The 17,975-nt window shown below is 69.4% G+C and carries 17 protein-coding genes; 13 read left to right on the top strand and 4 right to left on the bottom strand.

What is annotated here, in order from left to right; all coding sequences use genetic code 11:
* The first annotated feature begins 85 nt into the window (after positions 1-85).
* Complete coding sequence (locus WS57_RS17975; protein WP_059513691.1) at positions 86-1,303, top strand: acyl-CoA dehydrogenase family protein; 1,218 nt, start codon at positions 86-88, stop codon at positions 1,301-1,303.
* A 50-nt stretch (positions 1,304-1,353) separates the two neighbouring features.
* On the opposite strand, the gene WS57_RS17970 is transcribed toward WS57_RS17975, so the two are convergent.
* Entirely contained in the window at positions 1,354-2,538 is a 1,185-nt protein-coding gene (locus WS57_RS17970; RefSeq protein ID WP_069244655.1) for a porin, read from the bottom strand.
* 438 nt (positions 2,539-2,976) lie between these two features.
* Here WS57_RS17970 and WS57_RS17965 point away from each other — a divergent pair, with 438 nt between their 5' ends.
* From WS57_RS17965 to WS57_RS17955, 3 genes are all read left to right on the top strand, one after another.
* Complete coding sequence (locus WS57_RS17965; protein ID WP_069244654.1) at positions 2,977-3,321, top strand: DUF3088 domain-containing protein; 345 nt, start codon at positions 2,977-2,979, stop codon at positions 3,319-3,321.
* A 321-nt stretch (positions 3,322-3,642) separates the two neighbouring features.
* Positions 3,643-4,173, top strand: a complete 531-nt coding sequence (locus WS57_RS17960; protein ID WP_069244653.1) for an OsmC family protein — start codon at positions 3,643-3,645, stop codon at positions 4,171-4,173.
* Between the two features lie 42 nt (positions 4,174-4,215).
* Positions 4,216-5,214, top strand: coding sequence for an ABC transporter substrate-binding protein (locus tag WS57_RS17955; RefSeq protein WP_069244652.1), 999 nt, complete (start codon positions 4,216-4,218; stop codon positions 5,212-5,214).
* 24 nt (positions 5,215-5,238) lie between these two features.
* On the opposite strand, the gene WS57_RS17950 is transcribed toward WS57_RS17955, so the two are convergent.
* Positions 5,239-6,594, bottom strand: a complete 1,356-nt coding sequence (locus WS57_RS17950) for an LLM class flavin-dependent oxidoreductase (protein WP_069244651.1) — start codon at positions 6,592-6,594, stop codon at positions 5,239-5,241.
* A 432-nt stretch (positions 6,595-7,026) separates the two neighbouring features.
* On the opposite strand from WS57_RS17950, the gene WS57_RS17945 reads away from it, so the two are divergent.
* The 7 genes from WS57_RS17945 to WS57_RS17910 all read left to right on the top strand — a co-directional run bounded on the left by WS57_RS17945 (position 7,027) and on the right by WS57_RS17910 (position 14,599).
* Entirely contained in the window at positions 7,027-7,440 is a 414-nt protein-coding gene (locus WS57_RS17945; RefSeq protein ID WP_009694300.1) for a DoxX family protein, read from the top strand.
* 133 nt (positions 7,441-7,573) lie between these two features.
* On the top strand, positions 7,574-8,539 hold the full coding sequence (locus WS57_RS17940) for a dTDP-4-dehydrorhamnose reductase family protein (RefSeq protein ID WP_059513703.1): 966 nt from the start codon (positions 7,574-7,576) through the stop codon (positions 8,537-8,539).
* Between the two features lie 156 nt (positions 8,540-8,695).
* Positions 8,696-10,093: a DUF389 domain-containing protein gene (locus WS57_RS17935; protein WP_059605316.1), complete on the top strand. Its 1,398-nt coding sequence runs from the start codon at positions 8,696-8,698 to the stop codon at positions 10,091-10,093.
* Between the two features lie 307 nt (positions 10,094-10,400).
* Complete coding sequence (locus WS57_RS17930; RefSeq protein WP_059513707.1) at positions 10,401-11,750, top strand: reverse transcriptase family protein; 1,350 nt, start codon at positions 10,401-10,403, stop codon at positions 11,748-11,750.
* A 353-nt stretch (positions 11,751-12,103) separates the two neighbouring features.
* On the top strand, positions 12,104-12,433 hold the full coding sequence (locus WS57_RS17920; protein WP_009694378.1) for an H-NS family nucleoid-associated regulatory protein: 330 nt from the start codon (positions 12,104-12,106) through the stop codon (positions 12,431-12,433).
* 294 nt (positions 12,434-12,727) lie between these two features.
* Positions 12,728-13,975 carry an MFS transporter gene (locus WS57_RS17915; protein WP_009694377.1) on the top strand — a complete coding sequence of 416 codons (1,248 nt, stop codon included), beginning with the start codon at positions 12,728-12,730 and terminating at the stop codon, positions 13,973-13,975.
* 45 nt (positions 13,976-14,020) lie between these two features.
* Entirely contained in the window at positions 14,021-14,599 is a 579-nt protein-coding gene (locus WS57_RS17910; protein ID WP_009694376.1) for a Rossmann fold nucleotide-binding-like protein, read from the top strand.
* A gap of 37 nt (positions 14,600-14,636) precedes the next feature.
* On the opposite strand, the gene WS57_RS17905 is transcribed toward WS57_RS17910, so the two are convergent.
* Positions 14,637-15,533 (bottom strand): NAD(P)-dependent oxidoreductase, encoded by an 897-nt coding sequence (locus WS57_RS17905; protein ID WP_069244650.1) that lies wholly within the window; start codon positions 15,531-15,533, stop codon positions 14,637-14,639.
* Between the two features lie 160 nt (positions 15,534-15,693).
* A complete protein-coding gene (locus tag WS57_RS17900; RefSeq protein WP_069244649.1) occupies positions 15,694-16,944 on the bottom strand; it encodes a LysR family transcriptional regulator in 1,251 nt (416 codons plus the stop codon).
* Positions 16,945-17,019: 75 nt separating this feature from the next.
* On the opposite strand from WS57_RS17900, the gene WS57_RS37140 reads away from it, so the two are divergent.
* Both WS57_RS37140 and WS57_RS17895 read left to right on the top strand, forming a co-directional pair.
* Positions 17,020-17,256: a hypothetical protein gene (locus tag WS57_RS37140; protein ID WP_155755095.1), complete on the top strand. Its 237-nt coding sequence runs from the start codon at positions 17,020-17,022 to the stop codon at positions 17,254-17,256.
* Positions 17,257-17,429: 173 nt separating this feature from the next.
* Positions 17,430-17,948, top strand: a complete 519-nt coding sequence (locus WS57_RS17895) for a hypothetical protein (protein ID WP_236871965.1) — start codon at positions 17,430-17,432, stop codon at positions 17,946-17,948.
* The last annotated feature ends 27 nt before the right edge of the window (positions 17,949-17,975 follow it).

Raw genomic sequence — 17,975 nt, 5'->3', positions numbered from 1 at the left:
GGCGCATGCGTCCCTATACTTTTCCGGATCGCGCGCGCCGGGTTTGCCCACGCGCGCGCAGCCATTCGAGAAAAAGGAACGCTGAATGAATGCCCGCGATGTCTCCGCCACGCATGACCGTCTTTCCAGCGCGCTTGCCGCGCTGCCCGCTCTTGCGAACGCGATCGGCGAGGATGCCGCGCAGCGCGAAGCGCGCCGCGAACTGCCGTTCGACGGCTTCGCCTTGTTCCGACAGTCGGCGCTCGGCGTGCTGCGGCTGCCCGCCGAATGGGGCGGCCTCGGCGGCTCGCTCGTCGACCTGTTCGACGTGATCGCGACGCTTGCCGCCGCCGATTCGAATCTCGCGCATGCGCTGCGCATCCACTACGACATGATCGAAACGCTGCGCCTGTCGCCGCGCACGCCGTTCAACGAGATCCAGCTCGAACGTGCGCTTGCGGGCGCGATCTTCGGCGGCGCGTCGACCGAGCGCGGCACGTCGCGGCCCGGCGAGAACACCGTCGTGCTGCGTCGCGACGGCGACGATTATCGCGTCACGGGCCGCAAGTACTACTCGACAGGCACCGCGTTTGCCGATTACGCGCGCATCAACGTCGAGGACGAGCACGGCGGCACGGTCGCGGCAATCATCCCCGTCGCGCGCGACGGCGTGCGGATCCTCGACGACTGGGACGGGATGGGTCAGCGGATGACGGCGAGCGGCAGCCTGCTGCTCGAGGACGTGCGCGTGTTCGCGGACGAAGTCGTCGCGCGCGATGGCGGCACGCTCGTCGGCCGGCATTGCGGCGCGCTGCGCCAGCTGCACCTCGTCGCGACCGGCGCGGGGATCGTCCGCAACGTGGTCGCCGATGCGCGCCGCTACGTGCTCGCGCATGGCCGCCCGGCGCTGCATAGTCCCGCATCGACCGCGCGCGACGATCATTTCGTGCAGCAGATCGTCGGCGAGTTGTCGGCGCACAGTCATGCGATCGACGCGCTGGTGCGCGACAACGCGCGTGCGCTCGACCGCTCGGCCGACGCGATCGCCGCCGGCGACGACGACGCGGATGCGCGCGTGCTCGACAGCGCGCTCGCGACCGCGCGCACGCAGCTGATCGTCAGCCGGCTCGCGCTGCATGCGGCCGAGCGGCTGTTCGAGGTCGGCGGCGCGTCGGCGACGTCGCGCGCGCACAACTTCGACCGGCACTGGCGCAACCTGCGCACGATCTTCAGCCACAACCCGTTGCTGCACAAGGCGCGCGTGATCGGCGACTACACGCTGAACGGCGTCACCACGCACCTGACCGAGGGGCGCGTGTTCTGACGCGCGCCGCCACGCCGCCGGCTGCCCGGCCCGAGAGCCGGGCGCACTGCTCAGAACTTCACGCGAATGCCGCTGACGACCGCCACCTGACGGTTGGTCGACGACGCGCTGCCGATGTTCGCGATCGACGCGATCGCGCGGTAGCCACCCGCCGTCGCCGTGCTCGGATCGCCGGCGGCGAGCTGATAGATCGCGGACAGGTAGAGATCGGTGCGCTTCGACAGCGCGTAGTCGAAGCCGAGCGTGAACTGATGCCAGCGCGGCTTCAGCGTCTGGCCGCCGGTGCCGGGCAGGCCGCTCGCGCGGCCGTCGGTAAACGTGTAGACGCCGATCAGCGTCGCGCTCGGCGTGAGCTGGTAGCGCGCGTTCACGTCGTAGTTGTTGAACTTGCGCGACGAGCCGTCGACATAGTCGAGCTGTGTATGGCTCCACGCGAGGCCGAGCGTCGCGGCGCCCAGCGCGTAGTTGCCGCCCACCACCGCGATCTGCTGCGTGCGCACGCCGCCGTTCAGCCCGTAGAAAAATGCACCGCCGTAGTCGTTGCCGGTCGTGCTGGTCGCGCCGCCCACCGCGCCGCTCGTGTTCGACGTCGCGTTCGGATGATTGAGGCGCACGTAGCCCGCGCCGGCCGACAACGGGCCGTTCACGTAGTTCGCGGCGACACCCCACGCGTTGTTGTTCGAGAAGCCGGTGCCGGCGCCGCCGTTCGCCTGGTTGCTGAACGCATACAGCACGTCGGCCGTGAAGCCGGCGATCGTGTCGCTGCGGAATTTCACCGCGTTGTTGATGCGAAAGCTCTGGTTCAGGTTGTCGTTGTCGCCGACGTGCGTCGCCGGCGACCAGAAGCCGGGCCCCGCATAGGCCGCGACGAGATCGGTGATGGGCTCGTACTGGCGGCCGAAGGTCAGCGTGCCGATCCCGGTCTTGCCGAGGCCGACGTAGGCGGAGCGGCCGAACAGGCGGCCGCCCTGGCCGAGACCGCCGTCGCTCGGCCGGAAGCCGCTTTCGAGCGTGAACACGGCCTTCACGCCGTCGCCCAGGTCCTCGACGCCTTTCAGGCCCCAGCGGCTGCCGCTCAGCTTGCCGCTCGTCTGCTGGATGTTGCGCGCGCCACCCTGGTTGTTCGTATACGCGAGCCCCGCGTCGACGAGCCCGTACAGCGTGACGGAACTCTGTGCGTGCGCGGCGAACGATGCGACGGAAGCCAAACCCAGTAGTGCAGTTTTCTTGATCATGAAAATCCTCTGGTTGTTATCGGTACGACGTTGAGGACCCCGATGCTATTGATTCGGGTCGCGATCGCGAATCGGCGATGTGCGTTTTGCAAATCTGTATTTCATCGATCGACGCTTGCGGCGGCCGGCGTCGAAGCGAATCCGAGGCGATCGCGCCGGCCTCGTTCGTTCGAGCGCACGCGCCGCGTCATCGACGGAAATCGCCGGGCGCCGATCGCCGCGTGCGCAGATATCGATAGATGAAATCGATCCGAGCGCACGCGCTGCCGCGATGCGTTTTTGCAACACCGCCGCGCACCGGCGCTCGTTGCCTGCGCGTCATATCGATGACAGAAATCGTTGGTTTGACGCGCGCGCGTCGCCCGCTACAGTCTGCGCTCCGGCATCGGGCCGGGGCGCGGCGCGCCGCCGCAACGCTTTCCATGGAGGTCGAAGAACATGAGTCGCGATGTGCTGTTTCTGCTGGAACCGGGGTTCGCCGATCCGAAGCATCCGGGCGAGCGTTTCGTTTGCCCGCACGGGCTCGCGATCGAAGGGCTGCTCGCGAGCGATCCGTCGCGTGCGGCCGGCCTCGACGTGAAGCGGGTCGGCTTCGCGCGTCCGCGGCACGACGTGATCGCCGCGCTCGACGACGCGCATCAGGGCTTGCCGGTGCTGGTGCTCGGCAACGATCGGGCGGCGCCGGACGATGCGCAGTCGCTCGGCGACGTGCGCTACGTCGCGGATTCGCGCCGCATTCTCGAATTGCTCGCCGAGCGGCACGGGTTTCCGAAGCTGCATTGATGCCGATCGATGCATCGCCGGCCGCCTGCCCGCAATTGAGGCATCGCGACGTCAAGCCGGCGGCGCGAACCTCGCCGAAAGTTGTCCACAGGGTTATGCACGAAAATTGTGGATAGATTGGCGTGCGCGCGGCGCGTGTCGGCGAACCGGCGTCGGCGCAGGTTCGATGCGCAGCGATGTGACGGCAAAGCGAATCACGCGCGTGCTGATTTGCTTTGCCGGAATGATCGTTTTGCCGGGAATTGACGACGCACTAGCATGAGAAGCCCGGCGATGCACGGCAGTTCGCGGTGCCAATCGACGGCATCACGCTCCCCGATCATGACGACACTGAACGACTACCTGATACAGAAACGCGACGCATGGCGCGCGAAGCAGGACGCCGCGCGCAACGATCCCGAATTCAAGGCGACTTCGCTGAAGGCGAACGTGCGCGCGCTCGGCCGCAGCGGCGTGCGCGAGATCCGCATCCGCGACTTCCAGGTGATCAGCGACAGCCCGCCGGATTTCGCGGGCTACAACCTCGGGCCGGCGTCGCCGGAACTGCAGCTGGGCGTGCTCGGCAGCTGCCTCACGCACATCACGCTGATCCAGGCCGCCGAGCGCGGGCTGAAGATCGATTCGATCGAGGTCGAGGTGACCGGCGACCAGCATCCGCTCGCGCAGCAGCCGGGCTTCGAGCACGTGCCGGTGTTCCCGCACAACATCCGCTACACGCTCGATATCGTGTCGCCCGAACCGGCCGACACGATACGCGAGCTGCATCGGGCAGTCGAAGCCGTGTGCCCGATCTTCAATCTGCTGCGCCTGCCGCAGACGATCGACGGCACGCTGCGGCATACGCACGCGTAGTCGCGCTTTTTCTCTGTTCACCTCGTTGCGCAGGAGTATCGGATGTCGTCAATGTCATGGATGCGTCGCCGCGTGCTGCTGGCCGGTGCGGCGCTCGCGGCGGGTGCGCGGGTTCCGCGCGTGGCGGCCGCTTCGCCGTCTGCTTCCGTCGATCTCGCCGGCACGACGCTGCGCGTCGCGACCTACAAGGGTATCTGGCGTCCGCTGTTGCAGGCCGCCGGTCTGGCCGATACGCCGTACCGGATCGACTGGCGCGAACTGAACAACGGCGTGCTGCATATCGAGGCGCTCAATGCGGACGCGCTCGACATCGGTTCGGGCAGCGAAATTCCGGCGGTGTTCGCCGCACGGCAGAAGGCCAGCGTGAAATTCATCTCGCGCACGCGCGAGGACCTGAACAACCAGGTCACGCTCGCGCGCAGGGAAACGGCGATCCGCGGCATCGCGGACCTGAAGGGCAAGCGCGTCGGCTACGTGCGCGCGACGACGTCGCATTATTTCCTGTACCGGCAGCTGGCCGAAGCGGGCCTCGGCTTCGACGACATCCAGCCGATCAACCTGTCGCCGACCGACGGCTTGTCGGCCTACGATCGCGGCGACATCGACGCGTGGGCGATCTACGGCTACAACGGCCAGCTCGCGCGCGACCGCTACGGCGCGCGCGTGCTGAAGACCGGCAAAGGCTACCTGTCCGGCAACTTCCCGATCTATGCGAATCCGCGTGCGCTCGACGATCCGCGCCGGCGCGCGGCGACAGGTGACCTGTTGCTGCGGCTGCGCCGCGCGTACGCGTGGGCCAATACGCATTTCCCCGATTACGCACGCGCACAGAATCGCGAGACGCGCGTGCCGGTCGCCGATCTCGTCGAGCTGTTCGACCGGCGCAGCGACGATTTCGCGCTGCTGCCCGTCACGCCCGATGTGATCGCGCAGCATCAGCAGGTTGCCGACGCGTTCGCGCGCATCGGTGTGCTCGACGGCCCGGCGAACGTCGCGCCGTTCTGGGACACGGCGTTCAATGCGCTGGTCGCGTCGGCCTGATGCGCCGGCCGGCGCGGCGTGCGTTCAGGTCGCGAGCGCCGCGTGTCGTTCGGCGGCGCGGCGGCCGGCCGCGCGCGGCAGCCCGAAGTGCTCGCGCAGCGTGCGGCCCGCGTAGGCGGTCCGGAACAGCCCGCGCCGACGCAGGATCGGCACGACGCCATCGACGAAATCCTGCAGGCCGCCCGGCAGCACGTCGGGCATCAGGTTGAAGCCGTCGGCTGCGCCGGCGATGAACCAGCGTTCGATGTCGTCGGCGATCTGCTCGGGCGTTCCGACCAGCACGCGATGCCCGCCGCCGCCGGCCAGCGCGCGGATCAGCTGGCGCACCGTGTAGCCGTGCGTGCGCGCGTGGGCGAGCGTCGCATGGAAGAACGTGTGATTGCCGTTGCCGCCGCCCGGCAGCGCGAGATCGGCCGGCAGCGGTCGATCGAGCGCGAGCCGCTCGGCGGCGATCCCGAGCGTGCCGGCCAGCCGATTGACGCTGTAGCGCCACGGAATCAGGTCGACCAGTTCGTCGCGCCGGCGAATCGCGTCGGCTTCGGTCGCGCCGATGATGGTCGTGAGGCCGGGCAGCACGCGCAGCGCGTCGTCGCCGCGCCCGAGCGCGGCGGCGCGCGACTTCAGCTGGCGTGCATACGCGAGCGCCTCGTCGAACGATTGCGACGCGGAGAACACGGCTTCGGCATGCCGCGCCGCGAGCTCGCGCCCGTCGGACGACCCGCCGGCCTGGACCAGCACCGGATGTCCTTGCGCGCTGCGCGGCAGGTTCAGCGGCCCGGCGACGTCGAAGTGCGCGCCGCGATGGTCGATGCGGTGCACCTTGTCGGGATCGACGAAGCGGCCGGCGGCCCGGTCGCCGATGAACGCATCGTCTTCCCAGCTGTTCCATAGCGCCTTCACGACCTCGGTGAACTCGGCAGCCCGTTCGTAGCGCAGCGCATGATCGGGCACCGCGTCGCGCCCGAAATTGCGCGCGGAGCCGAGGTCGGCCGTCGTCACGATGTTCCAGCCGGCGCGGCCGCCGCTCGCATGATCGAGCGACGCGAAGCGGCGCGCGAGGTTGTACGGCTCGTTGTAGCTGGTCGACGCGGTGCCGATCAGGCCGATGTGCGAGGTGGCCGCCGCGATGCACGCGAGCAGCACGGTCGGCTCCAGCGCGGTGATCGGCCGGAAGTCGATCTGGTCGGCGATCGACGCGTTGTCCGCGAGAAACACCGCGTCGAACGCGGCAGCCTCGGCGATTCGCGCGACGCGCACGTAGTGCGCGACGTCGACGAACGCGCGCGGATCGGCATCGGGCACGCGCCAGGCCGACGGCACGAAGCCCGAATGCAGGATGTTGACGTTCAGGTGAAGCTGGCGCGGCGGGACGGTTTTCACGGGACTCCCTGCAAGGGCGGCCGCATGCGCGGTCGATCGGCGACGACGCTGGCCGGGCGGACATTGTCGGCAAACCGCGTGCGCGCCGCCACGAAGAAATTCGCGGATGGTTATGCGGTGCGGGACTTTGCGAGTGGGCGGTGAGCCGGCCCCGGCATCGGTAGCGATCGCCGCGTATTGTCCACTTTATCGAGACAGCGAATCCTTTTTCGCCGGATTGATGATTTTTATTGAGACAGTAGACTGCACCCGTGCTTCGCCAGAACCGATCCGGAGCAGGCGCCCCGAACGCGCAAGCGGATCGATTCTTCGGCAGCAGGCCGCCATGCCCGTTGTCCGATCGTGCGAGGAGTCGTCCGTGCCGAGCCCGCCCGCCATCCCGGCGGGCGTCGGCGCCGGATGCGTCGAACCGTCCATTCAAGGGTGAATGCAATGCGTTACATGTCGCTGGAATCGAAGAAGGACGAGCTGCTGCTGGCCGCTCGCGTGCTGATGATGATCCTGTTCGTGCTGTTCGGCTGGCAGAAGCTGACCGGCTTCTCGGGCACCGTCGCGTACATGGCGTCGACCGGCGCGCCGTCGCCGGAACTGTCGGCGGCGATCGCGGTGGCGGTCGAACTGGTCGGCGGCGTGCTGATCGCGGTCGGCTTCTATACGCGTCCGCTCGCGCTGGCGTTCGCCGCCTATACGCTCGCGACCGCGTTGATCGGCCATCGCTACTGGGCGCTGCAAGGGATGGACCAGTATCTCGCGATGATCAACTTCTACAAGAACGTGGCCCTCATCGGCGGCTTCCTGCTGCTCGCGATGAGCGGGCCGGGGCGGTACTCGCTCGACCGCAAGTAAGTCGCCGCGCGCTTCGCGGATGCGGCGAGGCCCGGCGCACGGCGGTGCGCCGGGCCTTTTTGCCATCCCGCGCCCGCTTGGCTAAGATCTGCCGATCGCAAACAGAAAACGGCTTCGGCACGCATCGTCCGCCATGACAGTGAGTTCTTCGTCGACTTCCCCCGCCACCGTGCTGCTGATCGGCGCGTCCGGCCTGCTCGGCCGCGCGGTGGCCGCCGCGCTGGCCGGCGAACCGTCCGTCGCGCTGGTCGCGACGGTGCGCAACCCGCAGACGGCCGGCGCCCGATTGCTGACACTGCCGCCGGACCGGCTCGCGATCCTCGACGTGCTCGATCAGGCTGCGCTCGAGCGCGCGTTCGACACCTGCCGGCCGGCCGCCGTGATCGTCTGCGCGGCCGAGCGGCGACCCGACGTGTGCGAACGCGATCCGTCCGCCGCGCGTGCGATCAACGTCGACGCGCCGGCGCGCATCGGCGCGCTCGCCGCGCGCCACGGCGCATGGACGCTCGGCATCTCGACCGACTACGTGTTCGACGGCAGCGCGGCGCCGTATCGCGAAGACGCGGTCCCGAATCCGCTGAATATCTACGGCCGCACCAAGCTCGAAGGCGAGGCGGCGTTGCTCGCCGCGTCGCCGCTGTCGTGCGTGCTGCGCCTGCCGCTGCTGTACGGCCCGATCGCCGACTGGAGCGAGTCGGCGGTGACGAGCCTCGTGCCGGCGACCGTCGGTTCCGCGCGCCCGGGCGCCGACGCGGTCGGCATGGATGCCTGGGCGATCCGCTATCCGACCTACACGCCGGACGTTGCCGCGGTGATTCGCGATCTGACGCTGCGCCATCTGGCGGGCGCGAGCGTCACGGGCATTCGTCACTGGTCGGGCCGCGAGCCGATGACCAAATACGAGATCGCGCGGCGGATCGCCGCCGCGTTCGGCATCGACGCCTCGCTCACGCCGATCGACCGGCCCACCGACGCGACGCCGCGTCCGTACGACTGCCATCTGGACGCATCGCGCCTGCGCGCGCTCGGCATCGATCACGAGACGCCGTTCGATACGGGGCTGCGCGCGGTGCTGCGCAGTGCGCCGCCGGTGCCGTAAGCCGGTGCGCCGCGGCGCGTGCGATCCGTCGCCCACCCGCGCCGATTGTGCGAACGCGGCCCGTATGCGATGCTCTTCTCGCCGCGCGCGGGCCGGGCCACGCGATGCCGACGGCATGTCGTCGCGGCTTCCCCGGGGTAGAACCGAACAACAACCATGACCACCGTATCCTCCCGCCCGCCGGCTCGCACGCTCGTGCGGGCGCGCGCCGTGTTGCGCCAGTACTTCAGCCTGCGCGAAGGCCAGGCCGACCGCGAGACGATCGACCAGGACATCCGCAGCGGCGTCGGGCTGCGCGGCACGAACCTGTGGATCCTGATCTCCGCGATCTTCGTCGCGTCGATCGGCCTCGACGTGAACTCGACCGCGGTGATCATCGGCGCGATGCTGATTTCGCCGCTGATGGGGCCGATCATGGGGCTCGGCTACGGAATCGGCATCTACGACTTCGCGCTGATCCGGCGCTCGCTGAAGACGCTCGCCATCGCGACCGCGATCAGCCTCGCCACGTCCGCGCTGTATTTCTCGCTGAGCCCGCTGACGGGGGAGCATTCGGAATTGCTCGCGCGCACGTCGCCGAGCATCTGGGACGTGCTGATCGCGTTGTCCGGCGGCCTCGTCGGGATGGTCGGCGCGACGCGCAGCGAAAAGACCAACGTGATTCCGGGCGTCGCGATCGCGACCGCGCTGATGCCGCCGCTGTGCACGGCCGGGTACGGCCTCGCGCACGGCAGCCTGCCGTACTTCGCCGGCGCGTTCTACCTGTTCTCGATCAACTGCGTGTTCATCGCGTTCGCGACCGTGGTGGTGACGTGGGTGATCCGCGCGAAGCCGGTCGCGCCCGTCGACGAGACGATGCAGCGCCGCGTGCGGCGTTTCGTGCTCGCGGCGGTCGTGCTGACGGCCGTGCCGAGCGTGATCCTCGCGTATCGGCTCGTCACGCAGGAAGTGTTCAATGCGCGCGCCGAGCAGTTCATCAAGGCCGAGCTGTCGCTGCCGTTGTCGGTCGTCGCGAGCAAGCGCATCGATCCGCGCACGCGCGTGATCGAGGCGACGCTGGTCGGACAGCGGGTCGACCAGGCGAAGCTCGACCGGCTCGCGGACAAGCTGCCGGGCTACGGATTGCGCGACAGCCGGCTCGTGGTGCGGCAGGCCGGCGACGAGCGGATCGACACGGGCGCGCTCGCGTCGTCGCTGAAGGCGAGCATCGCGCAGGACCTGATCGCCGCGAACGACGCGACGCGCAGCGAAATCGACGCGAAGGACCAGACGATCGCGCGCCTGCAGCGCGAGCTCGACGCGCGCGCGACGCAGCAGGCCGAGCTCGCGCGCGTCGCCCGCGAGCTGCGCACGCAGTACCCGCAGATCCGCGAAATCCTGTACGGCGCGACCGACGCGTGGGATGCGGGTGCCAGTGCGCCGGCCGCGCAACCGTTCGTGACGTTCGTCGTCTCGAGCGCGAAACCGCTGCCGCGCGCGGATCGCCAGCGGATCGAACGCTGGCTCGGCGTGCGGCTCGATTCCCCGCGCGTGCGCGTGGTAACGAGCGGATGACGCGCGTCGCACGCTGATGCGTCGTCGTCGAGCGGGGCAGGCGAGCGGGCGTGCCTGTATCGCCGAAGCCGGTCGCGCGAGCCTGCCGCACATTTGACACACCGCGTCTTCGCCGCTTACAGTCCCGTCGCGGGGCGGTGGGTCAAGCACACCCCCGGAGCAGGCAGTCGATGTTCCAGGACTACGGGGCTACCCCGTGGATCAGACCGACACCCCGATGCGTCGCAAGAGCGTGAGCTGCGCGTTGCGCAGCGTGAGCTCTCGCAGGACCTGGCACGTTGACTCATCGTCCCGCCCTTCGATTTTCATGCACGCGTCCCTGTCCGACACCGTCCATACGATCGCCGAGGCGATGCTGGCCGGTTCGCCCGAGCCCGACGGCGTCGCGGCCCGCATCGCGGCCGTGACCGGCGACGCATCGCCATGGGTGCGCCCGCTCGCCGACGCCGCGACCGTACGCTTCGGCCCGCGCTGGCCCGATCTCGACATCGACATACTCGCGCGCTTCGGCGCCGATTCGCCCGGCTTCGTGCGCGCGTGGTACGGCGCCGACCGGCCGGCCGTGATCCGCATCGTGCGGCGGCCGCCGGTCCAGCGGCCGCTGCCGCCGCCGCTCGCCGGATGCGACGTGCCGCACTGGCCGACCTGCGGCGATCTGGCCGAGTGGCTCGGACTGGATGCAGCCGAACTCGACTGGCTGGCCGAGCGCTGGCGCGTCGACGCGCGCGGCAGCGAAACGCCGCTGCATCACTACACCTACATGGCCTGCGACAAGCGCCGCGGCGGCAGCCGGCTGATCGAGATTCCGAAAGGGCGGTTGCGCGAAACGCAGCGCCGCATCCTGCACGGGCTGCTCGACCGCGTTCCGCCGCACGCGTCCGCGCACGGTTTTCGCAAGGGGCGCGGGATCGTGTCGTTTGCGGCGCCGCACGCGGATCGCGAGGTCGTGATCCGCTTCGATCTCGCCGATTTCTTCGTGTCGGTGCGCGCCGCGCGCGTGCATGCGCTGTTCCACACGCTCGGCTATCCGGCCGAAGTCGCCCGTGTGCTGACCGCGCTGTGCACCAACCGGGTGCCGTCGGCGCGGCTGCTCGCTGCCGACCTGCGCGACCGGTTCGACTGGACCAGCCGCCAGCGCTACCGCAACCGGCATCTGCCGCAAGGCGCGCCGACTTCGCCGGCGCTGGCCAACCTGTGCGCGTTCCGCTTCGACATGCGGCTGGCTGCGCTCGCGCGTTCGCTCGATGCGACCTATACGCGCTACGCGGACGACCTGGCGTTCTCGGGCGGCGCCGCACTCGCGCGCGCGATCGACCGGCTGCAGGTGCGGGTCGCCGCGATCGCGTTCGACGAAGGCTTCGCGCTGCAGCTGCGCAAGACGCGCGTGATGCGGCGCGGCGCACGGCAGGAGCTGGCCGGCGTGGTCGTCAACCGTCATCCGAACCTTGCGCGCGACGAGTTCGACCGGTTGAAGGCGATCCTGACCAATTGCGTGCGGCACGGGCCGGCGTCGCAGAACCGCGGCGCGCATGCGGATTTCCGCGCGCATCTCGCCGGCCGCGTCGCGCACGCGGCTGCGCTGAATACGGCGCGCGGCGCAAAGCTGCGCGCGCTGTTCGAGCGGATCGCGTGGGGCGCCGCCGACGCGGGCCCGTGACGCGTCGCGCGGCGGCCGAAGCCGGCCCGCGCGCGCATGCCCGAGGCGACGCGACGAGCCGGCCGGAGTGCAACACGCGGGTCGCGCACTGCTATCATTCGCGCCATGCCGCCCCGTGCCAGGGGGCGAAGCCGGACGGTGCGGAGGCCGCCGGCGGCGGCGCGCGTTACCGCGTGCGCCGCGTGTTGCGATCGAACGGCCCGGTTTGACGCGCGCCGCGAAGCTTTCGGCGCGATTCGAAAGCCTTACAGAATCGATGCGCCGTTCACATATCGCAACACAGATCGGCGGAACTTCGTGTTAGGTTCCGCCATCGGAATTTTTCAGAAAACATGCCCAAAGAGGATGAGTACATGACCCAGGCCCTGCAGGATCTCGAGGCACAACTTCGGGACCTGAACATCAAGCTGTCGGAACTCAAGCAGAAGGAGAAGCAGGCCGCGCTCGCGGCCTTCAAGGAACAGGTCGATCTGTACGGAATCACGCAGCAGGAAGTGCTGAGCGCGCTTGGCTATATCGTCCAGCGAAAACGCAAGGCGCCGGCCAAGTATTACGATCCGACGTCGGGTCGCTCGTGGTCGGGGCGCGGCCCGAAACCCAAATGGCTCGAAGGCAAGGATCTCGACGCGTTGCTCGTCGATCGCGAAGCCAAGACCTGGTGGCCCGGCGAAGACCAGGGCTGACGCAGTGCGCGCCGGCATGCAGCCGGCGCGATTCGGCCCGCACGAGCGGGCTTTTTTCCGGCAACAGTCAAGGCCTTTCCGTCGATGTCCGGTCCGCGCGACATCGGCGGTTTCACCGCCGCCATCGGCCTTTCGCGGCCCCGGCCGGCAGCCGTCGTTTCCCTTCCTTTCCCGTCGATGGCCCGACGATGCGCGCCGTTTCGCGCAGCGCACGGCCGATCTGCGCGCTCGCTCGCGCGCTTCGTTCGCGCGAATAGGCCCTAGAATGTCGCCCAATCTCTCCGGCAGGACACCATGGCAGCAAACATGAAATCTTCGGCGCTCGGCGATCCGGCGGCGCCGCCCGTCGGGCAGGTCGGCCCGTACGCCTGGAAGGCGCTGGCCGGCTCGGCGATCGGCTACGCGATGGACGGCTTCGACCTGCTGATCCTCGGCTTCATGCTGCCCGCGATCAGCGCGGCGTTGCAGCTGACGCCCGGGCAGGGCGGCGCGCTGGTCACGTGGACGCTGATCGGCGCGGTCGCGGGCGGCATCGTGTTCGGCGCGCTGAGCGATCGCTACGGGCGCGTGCGCGTGCTGACCTGGACGATCATGCTGTTCGCGGTCTTCACCGGCCTGTGTGCGTTCGCGCGCGGGTTCTGGGATCTGCTCGTCTACCGTACGATCGCGGGCATCGGCCTGGGCGGCGAGTTCGGCATCGGCATGGCGCTCGCGGCGGAAGCGTGGCCGGCCAGCAAACGGGCGCGCGTGTCGTGCTATGTCGCGCTCGGCTGGCAGGCGGGCGTGCTGCTGGCCGCGCTGCTGACGCCGCTGCTGCTGCTTCATCTCGGTTGGCGCGGCATGTTCGTGGTCGGCGTGGTGCCGGCGCTGCTCGCCTGGGTGCTGCGCAACAAGCTGCACGAGCCGGAAGTGTTCGTGCAGCGCGCGGCGCAGCCGAAGGCCGGCGCGTTCCGCATGCTCGTCGCGGATGGCCGCACCGCGCGCATGAGCCTCGGCATCGTGATCCTCTGCGCGGTGCAGAACTTCGGCTACTACGGGATCATGATCTGGCTGCCGACCTTCCTGTCGAAGCAGATGGGTTTCTCGCTGACGAAATCGGGGCTGTGGACCGCGGTGACCGTGGTCGGCATGATGCTCGGCGTGTGGGTGTTCGGTCAGCTGGCCGACCGCATCGGCCGCAAGCCGACGTTCCTGCTCTACCAGCTCGGCTCGGTCGCGACGGTCGTCGCGTATGCGCGGCTGTCGGACCCGACCGCGATGCTGTGGGCGGGCGCGCTGATGGGGATGTTCGTCAACGGGATGGTCGGCGGATACGGGACGCTGATGTCCGAAGGCTATCCGACGGCCGCGCGCGCGACCGCGCAGAACGTGCTGTGGAACATCGGCCGCGCGATCGGCGGCTTCGGGCCGGTCGCGGTGGGCGCGCTGGCCGCGCACTACTCGTTCCAGACGGCGATCGCGCTGCTCGCGGGCCTCTATGTGCTCGACATGATCGCGACGCTGTTCCTGATTCCCGAACTCAAGGGCGTCGAACTCGAATAAGCGCGCCGCGCGGCGCAGCAACTTCAACGGAATACGGCACTGACGATGCAACGCAAGACGATCGGCGTCATGGGCTCGGGCAAGGAACCGTGGCTCGCCTTCTCGGAACCGCTCGGCGCGTGGCTCGCGCGGGCCGGCTTCAACCTGCTGACGGGCGGCGGCCAGGGCGTGATGCTGGCCGTGTCGCGCGCGTTCGCCGCGGTGCCGGAGCGCGCCGGCCGCTCGATCGGGATCCTGCCGACGCAGCCCGATCCGCACGCCGGCTTCGTGCCGCTCGACGGCTATCCGCATCCATTCGTCGAGATCCCGGTCCTCACGCCGCTGCCGCGCCGCGAACCGGACGCCGATCCGCAGCGGATCAACCGCAACTACGTGAACGTGCTGAGCAGCGATCTGATCGTCGCGCTGCCGGGCGGGCCCGGCACGGCCGAGGAGATTGCGCTCGCGCAGCGCTGGCGCAAGCCGCTCGTCTGCTTCGGGCCGGACGGCGCGTTCTGCGATCTCGCACCGGGCGCGACGTGCACGGCGTCGCTCGACGACGTGATCCGCTTCGTCGAGGCGGCGTTTTCGCCGGCAGCGGCGACGGCATCGGCATCGGTGCAGGCCGGCCCGGCATCCCGATAGCATCCGGCGCCCGCGGCGTGCCTGCGATCGACGGCCGCTATCGTTGCCGGCCGTCCAGCCGGTCGAGCAGGTTTGCCCAGTCGAACGGCTGCAGCGTCTGGTAGTCGATGTCGTGTTCGGCCATCCGGTCGACGAATCGATCCTGAAGCCGCGCGCACGCGGCGCTCATCTCCGGCTCGACGCCGCCTTCCCGCACCGTTTCGGCGACCTCGCGCATCTCGGCCGCGCGCCGGCGGCCATGCTCGGCGACGCGGCTGACCAGGTAGCCGGGCAGGTCGGGCATCGTTGCGAACCTGTCGAAGGTCTCGCGCAGCGACGCGAGCACGAGCGCGTCGGCGCCGTACGCACGCGCCGCGCCAAGGCATTCGACGGTCAGCGCCTCGATGCCCTTGATCATCACGCTGCGGCACATCTTCGCGGCCGACGCGACGCCCACCCGGGTCGACACGGCCCGCGCGTCGAAGCCGAGCGCGTTCAGTTCGCGCGCGACCGGCTCCGCGCGCGGGCCGCCAAGCAGCATCGGCACCGCGAGGCCGTAGGGCGGCACGGGCGCCATCACGGCCGCTTCGACGTAGTGGGCGCCGGCCGCCTCGATCAGCCGCTGGCCGTGCTGCTTCGTCGCTGGCGACACCGAGTTGATGTCGATGAAGGTCTGGCCCGGGCGGATGTGCGCGGCGACCGCTTCGGCAACCTGCACATCGGACGACGCGGTGACGGCGGACACGATCCAGCGCGCGTCGCGAATCGCGTCGCCGGGCGTCGCTTTCGCGGCGACGTTCGCGCGTGCCGCCTTCGCGCGCATCGCCGGCGCGAGCTGCGCATCGTCGAGCTGCCGGTCGTACATCGTCACGCGCAGGCGGCGGGCGGCGAGCGCGCCGCCGAGCAGGCCGCCGGCTTCGCCGAAGCCGATGAACGCGATCGTCGATTCGGTCATGCGTGTGCTCCTTCCTGAACCTCGCGCGCTGCGCGGGTATCGCACCCGTTTATTCCGGTGCGGCGCGCCGATGCCGGGCCGACGGCCCTTCATCGCGCATTGTCCGTGGACGTCTGCGTCGCATGCAATGCGAACCGGGCGCGATCGCCATGCGTTTTCCTTATTGCGCGGCGGTCGCGCGGGGCGTGCGCGCGACTTCGGTCGCGACGAGGCGAATCGCGTCGATCAGCGCGCGCGCGGCCGGCGACGGCGGGCTGCCGCTGCGCGTGATCAGGCCGATGTCGCGCGTCGTTTCGCGCATCGGGACGTCGAGCACCGCGAGCAGCCCCGATTCGCACTCGTAATGCAACTGCTGCGCGGACAGCACCGCCAGCATATCGGTATGCAGCAGCAGCCCGCGGATCACCGCGAGGTCGGCCGTCTCGACCGTCGGCATCGGCGGCTTCAGCTTGGTTCGCCTGAACAGCGCGTCGAACAGGCCGCGCGCGGGCGCATGGCTGCGCGGCAGGATCCACTGCGCATCGGCGAGGCTGCGCAGACTGAGGTTGCGCACGGCCGCGAGCGGATGGTCGTGCCGCGCGAGGACCACCAGGTTCTCGGACATCAGCCGCTCGTTCTCCAGGCCGCTCGCCGGATCGTTCGCGCGCAGCGCGCCGAGAATGAAGTCGATATCGCCCGCGCGCACGCCGGCGACGAGCGCCTCGTACGCGCTTTCGTCGGTGATCACGCGCACCTTCGGAAAGCGCGTGACCACGCGCGCGACGGCTTCCGGCAGGATCAGCGTGCGGCCGAGCGGCAGTGCGCCGACGGTCACGACGCCCTGGATGCTGCCGTGCAGCGCGGCGACGTCGTCGGCGACGTGACGCAGTTCGTTCAGCGCGCGGCGCACGTGCAGCAGGAAGGTTTCGCCGTCGGCGGTCAGCAGCAGGCCGCGCGGATGGCGATGGAACAGCGCGAAGCCCGCGCCGCTTTCGAGAATCCGGATCGCGCTGCTGACGGCCGGCTGCGTGACGCCGAGCGTGCGCGCGGCGCTCGGCATGTGCCGGTGCCGCGCGAGCGTCGAGAACAACTGCAGCCGCCGCGTATTGAGCAGGTAGGCAGGCAGCCCGCTTTCGGCCGGCGCGCGTCGGCGCGACTGGCGCAGCGCGCACCAGTTCGCCAGTTCGCCGAGCTCGGCAAACACGCGCTCGGCGCGCTTGAGCACCGCGCGCCCGACCGGCGTCGCGAGCATGCCGGACGGCTTGCGCTCGAACAGCGGCTCGCCGAGCGCCGCTTCGATTTCCTGTACGGCGCGCGTGACGGCCGACTGCGCGCGAAACAGCGTCGCGGCCGCGCGGCTGACGCTGCCGGTGTCGGCGACGCGCTGCACCGCGTGCAGGCATGCGAGATTCGGGAGTTCGGTGTGGTCCATGTATCGGGCGGCTCGCATTGCAGCGGCGACGGCGGTCGCGGCACCCTTTCACGCGATGCCCGCCGGCGCCGGCAGATGACGATCGACTTTACCGGAACGGCGGCGCCGGAGCTTGCGTCGTGCTTATCGGCCTATCTGTTTTGTTTATCGATTGTGAATCGTGCGGAATTGCGACGGGGTCGGGGAAGCTGGGCGAGGTCGGCCGCGACAGCCGTGCCGGACGGGCTTCCCGCGCAATGGACCGACACGCGCTTCGTCCCGGAAAGCCCGTTCGGGCATGCCGTTTCGACGAAATATAAGGGTTTACACTGACTTTTTGACCGTGCCGCCGAATGCGTAATTTCGAGTCCGACAGCCGCATCGGCGAGCTGAACGGCGCATCGGACCGCCATCTGTTTCATTGTTTGTCCGATCACAACGGGCGTCTCGCCATGCGAGACGATCCATCCGACGAATGAGGCAGCGCAATGGCACGACAGCATACGATGGGCATCGACGGGCAGCGTGACGCGGCGGATCGCCGCGCATGGGCGGACACGATTCGCGCGGGCGTGCGCGGCGGACTGACGGGCGCGGTGCTGATCTGGGTCTACGAGGCGCTCGTGTGGGTCGGTGCGCAGCATCTGATGCCGCTGGCGGGCATCCCGCGCAATGCGACCGGGCTGGTGTTCGGCAAGGCCGCGCAGGACGCGCTCGGCATCGCGGCATACTTCATCGGCACGGCGATCCACTTCGCGTTCGCGATGGGCTGGGGCGTCGTGTTTGCGGCGATCTGGCCGTGGTTTCGCCGGCGCGGCTATGAAGCGACCTTCGTCGCGCTGTTCTTCGCGATCGTCGCCTGGATCGTGATGCACGTGCTGATCATGATCGCGTCGAGCAATCACCCGAATTACTTCGACCCGAACGTGATCATCGGCGGGTTCATGTCGCATTTCGTCTTTGCGGTGCCGCTCGCGCTGGTGGTCAAGCGCAGCCTGGCGCCGCAGCCGCCCGGCCGCGCATAGGCGGCGGGCGCGGCACCCACGTATTCA

It is taken from the genome of Burkholderia pseudomultivorans, from assembly GCF_001718415.1.
GTDB lineage: Bacteria > Pseudomonadota > Gammaproteobacteria > Burkholderiales > Burkholderiaceae > Burkholderia > Burkholderia pseudomultivorans_A.
This window is presented reverse-complemented; position numbering and strand designations above follow the sequence as displayed.

Coding starts and splice junctions, on each gene's coding strand:
- WS57_RS17975 (WP_059513691.1), top strand. CDS start 86: ATGAATGCCCGCGATGTCTCCGCCACGCATGACCGTCTTTCCAGCGCG.
- WS57_RS17970 (WP_069244655.1), bottom strand. CDS start 2,538: ATGATCAAGAAAACTGCACTACTGGGTTTGGCTTCCGTCGCATCGTTC.
- WS57_RS17965 (WP_069244654.1), top strand. CDS start 2,977: ATGAGTCGCGATGTGCTGTTTCTGCTGGAACCGGGGTTCGCCGATCCG.
- WS57_RS17960 (WP_069244653.1), top strand. CDS start 3,643: ATGACGACACTGAACGACTACCTGATACAGAAACGCGACGCATGGCGC.
- WS57_RS17955 (WP_069244652.1), top strand. CDS start 4,216: ATGTCGTCAATGTCATGGATGCGTCGCCGCGTGCTGCTGGCCGGTGCG.
- WS57_RS17945 (WP_009694300.1), top strand. CDS start 7,027: ATGCGTTACATGTCGCTGGAATCGAAGAAGGACGAGCTGCTGCTGGCC.
- WS57_RS17940 (WP_059513703.1), top strand. CDS start 7,574: ATGACAGTGAGTTCTTCGTCGACTTCCCCCGCCACCGTGCTGCTGATC.
- WS57_RS17935 (WP_059605316.1), top strand. CDS start 8,696: ATGACCACCGTATCCTCCCGCCCGCCGGCTCGCACGCTCGTGCGGGCG.
- WS57_RS17930 (WP_059513707.1), top strand. CDS start 10,401: ATGCACGCGTCCCTGTCCGACACCGTCCATACGATCGCCGAGGCGATG.
- WS57_RS17920 (WP_009694378.1), top strand. CDS start 12,104: ATGACCCAGGCCCTGCAGGATCTCGAGGCACAACTTCGGGACCTGAAC.
- WS57_RS17915 (WP_009694377.1), top strand. CDS start 12,728: ATGGCAGCAAACATGAAATCTTCGGCGCTCGGCGATCCGGCGGCGCCG.
- WS57_RS17910 (WP_009694376.1), top strand. CDS start 14,021: ATGCAACGCAAGACGATCGGCGTCATGGGCTCGGGCAAGGAACCGTGG.
- WS57_RS17905 (WP_069244650.1), bottom strand. CDS start 15,533: ATGACCGAATCGACGATCGCGTTCATCGGCTTCGGCGAAGCCGGCGGC.
- WS57_RS17900 (WP_069244649.1), bottom strand. CDS start 16,944: ATGGACCACACCGAACTCCCGAATCTCGCATGCCTGCACGCGGTGCAG.
- WS57_RS37140 (WP_155755095.1), top strand. CDS start 17,020: ATGACGATCGACTTTACCGGAACGGCGGCGCCGGAGCTTGCGTCGTGC.
- WS57_RS17895 (WP_236871965.1), top strand. CDS start 17,430: ATGGGCATCGACGGGCAGCGTGACGCGGCGGATCGCCGCGCATGGGCG.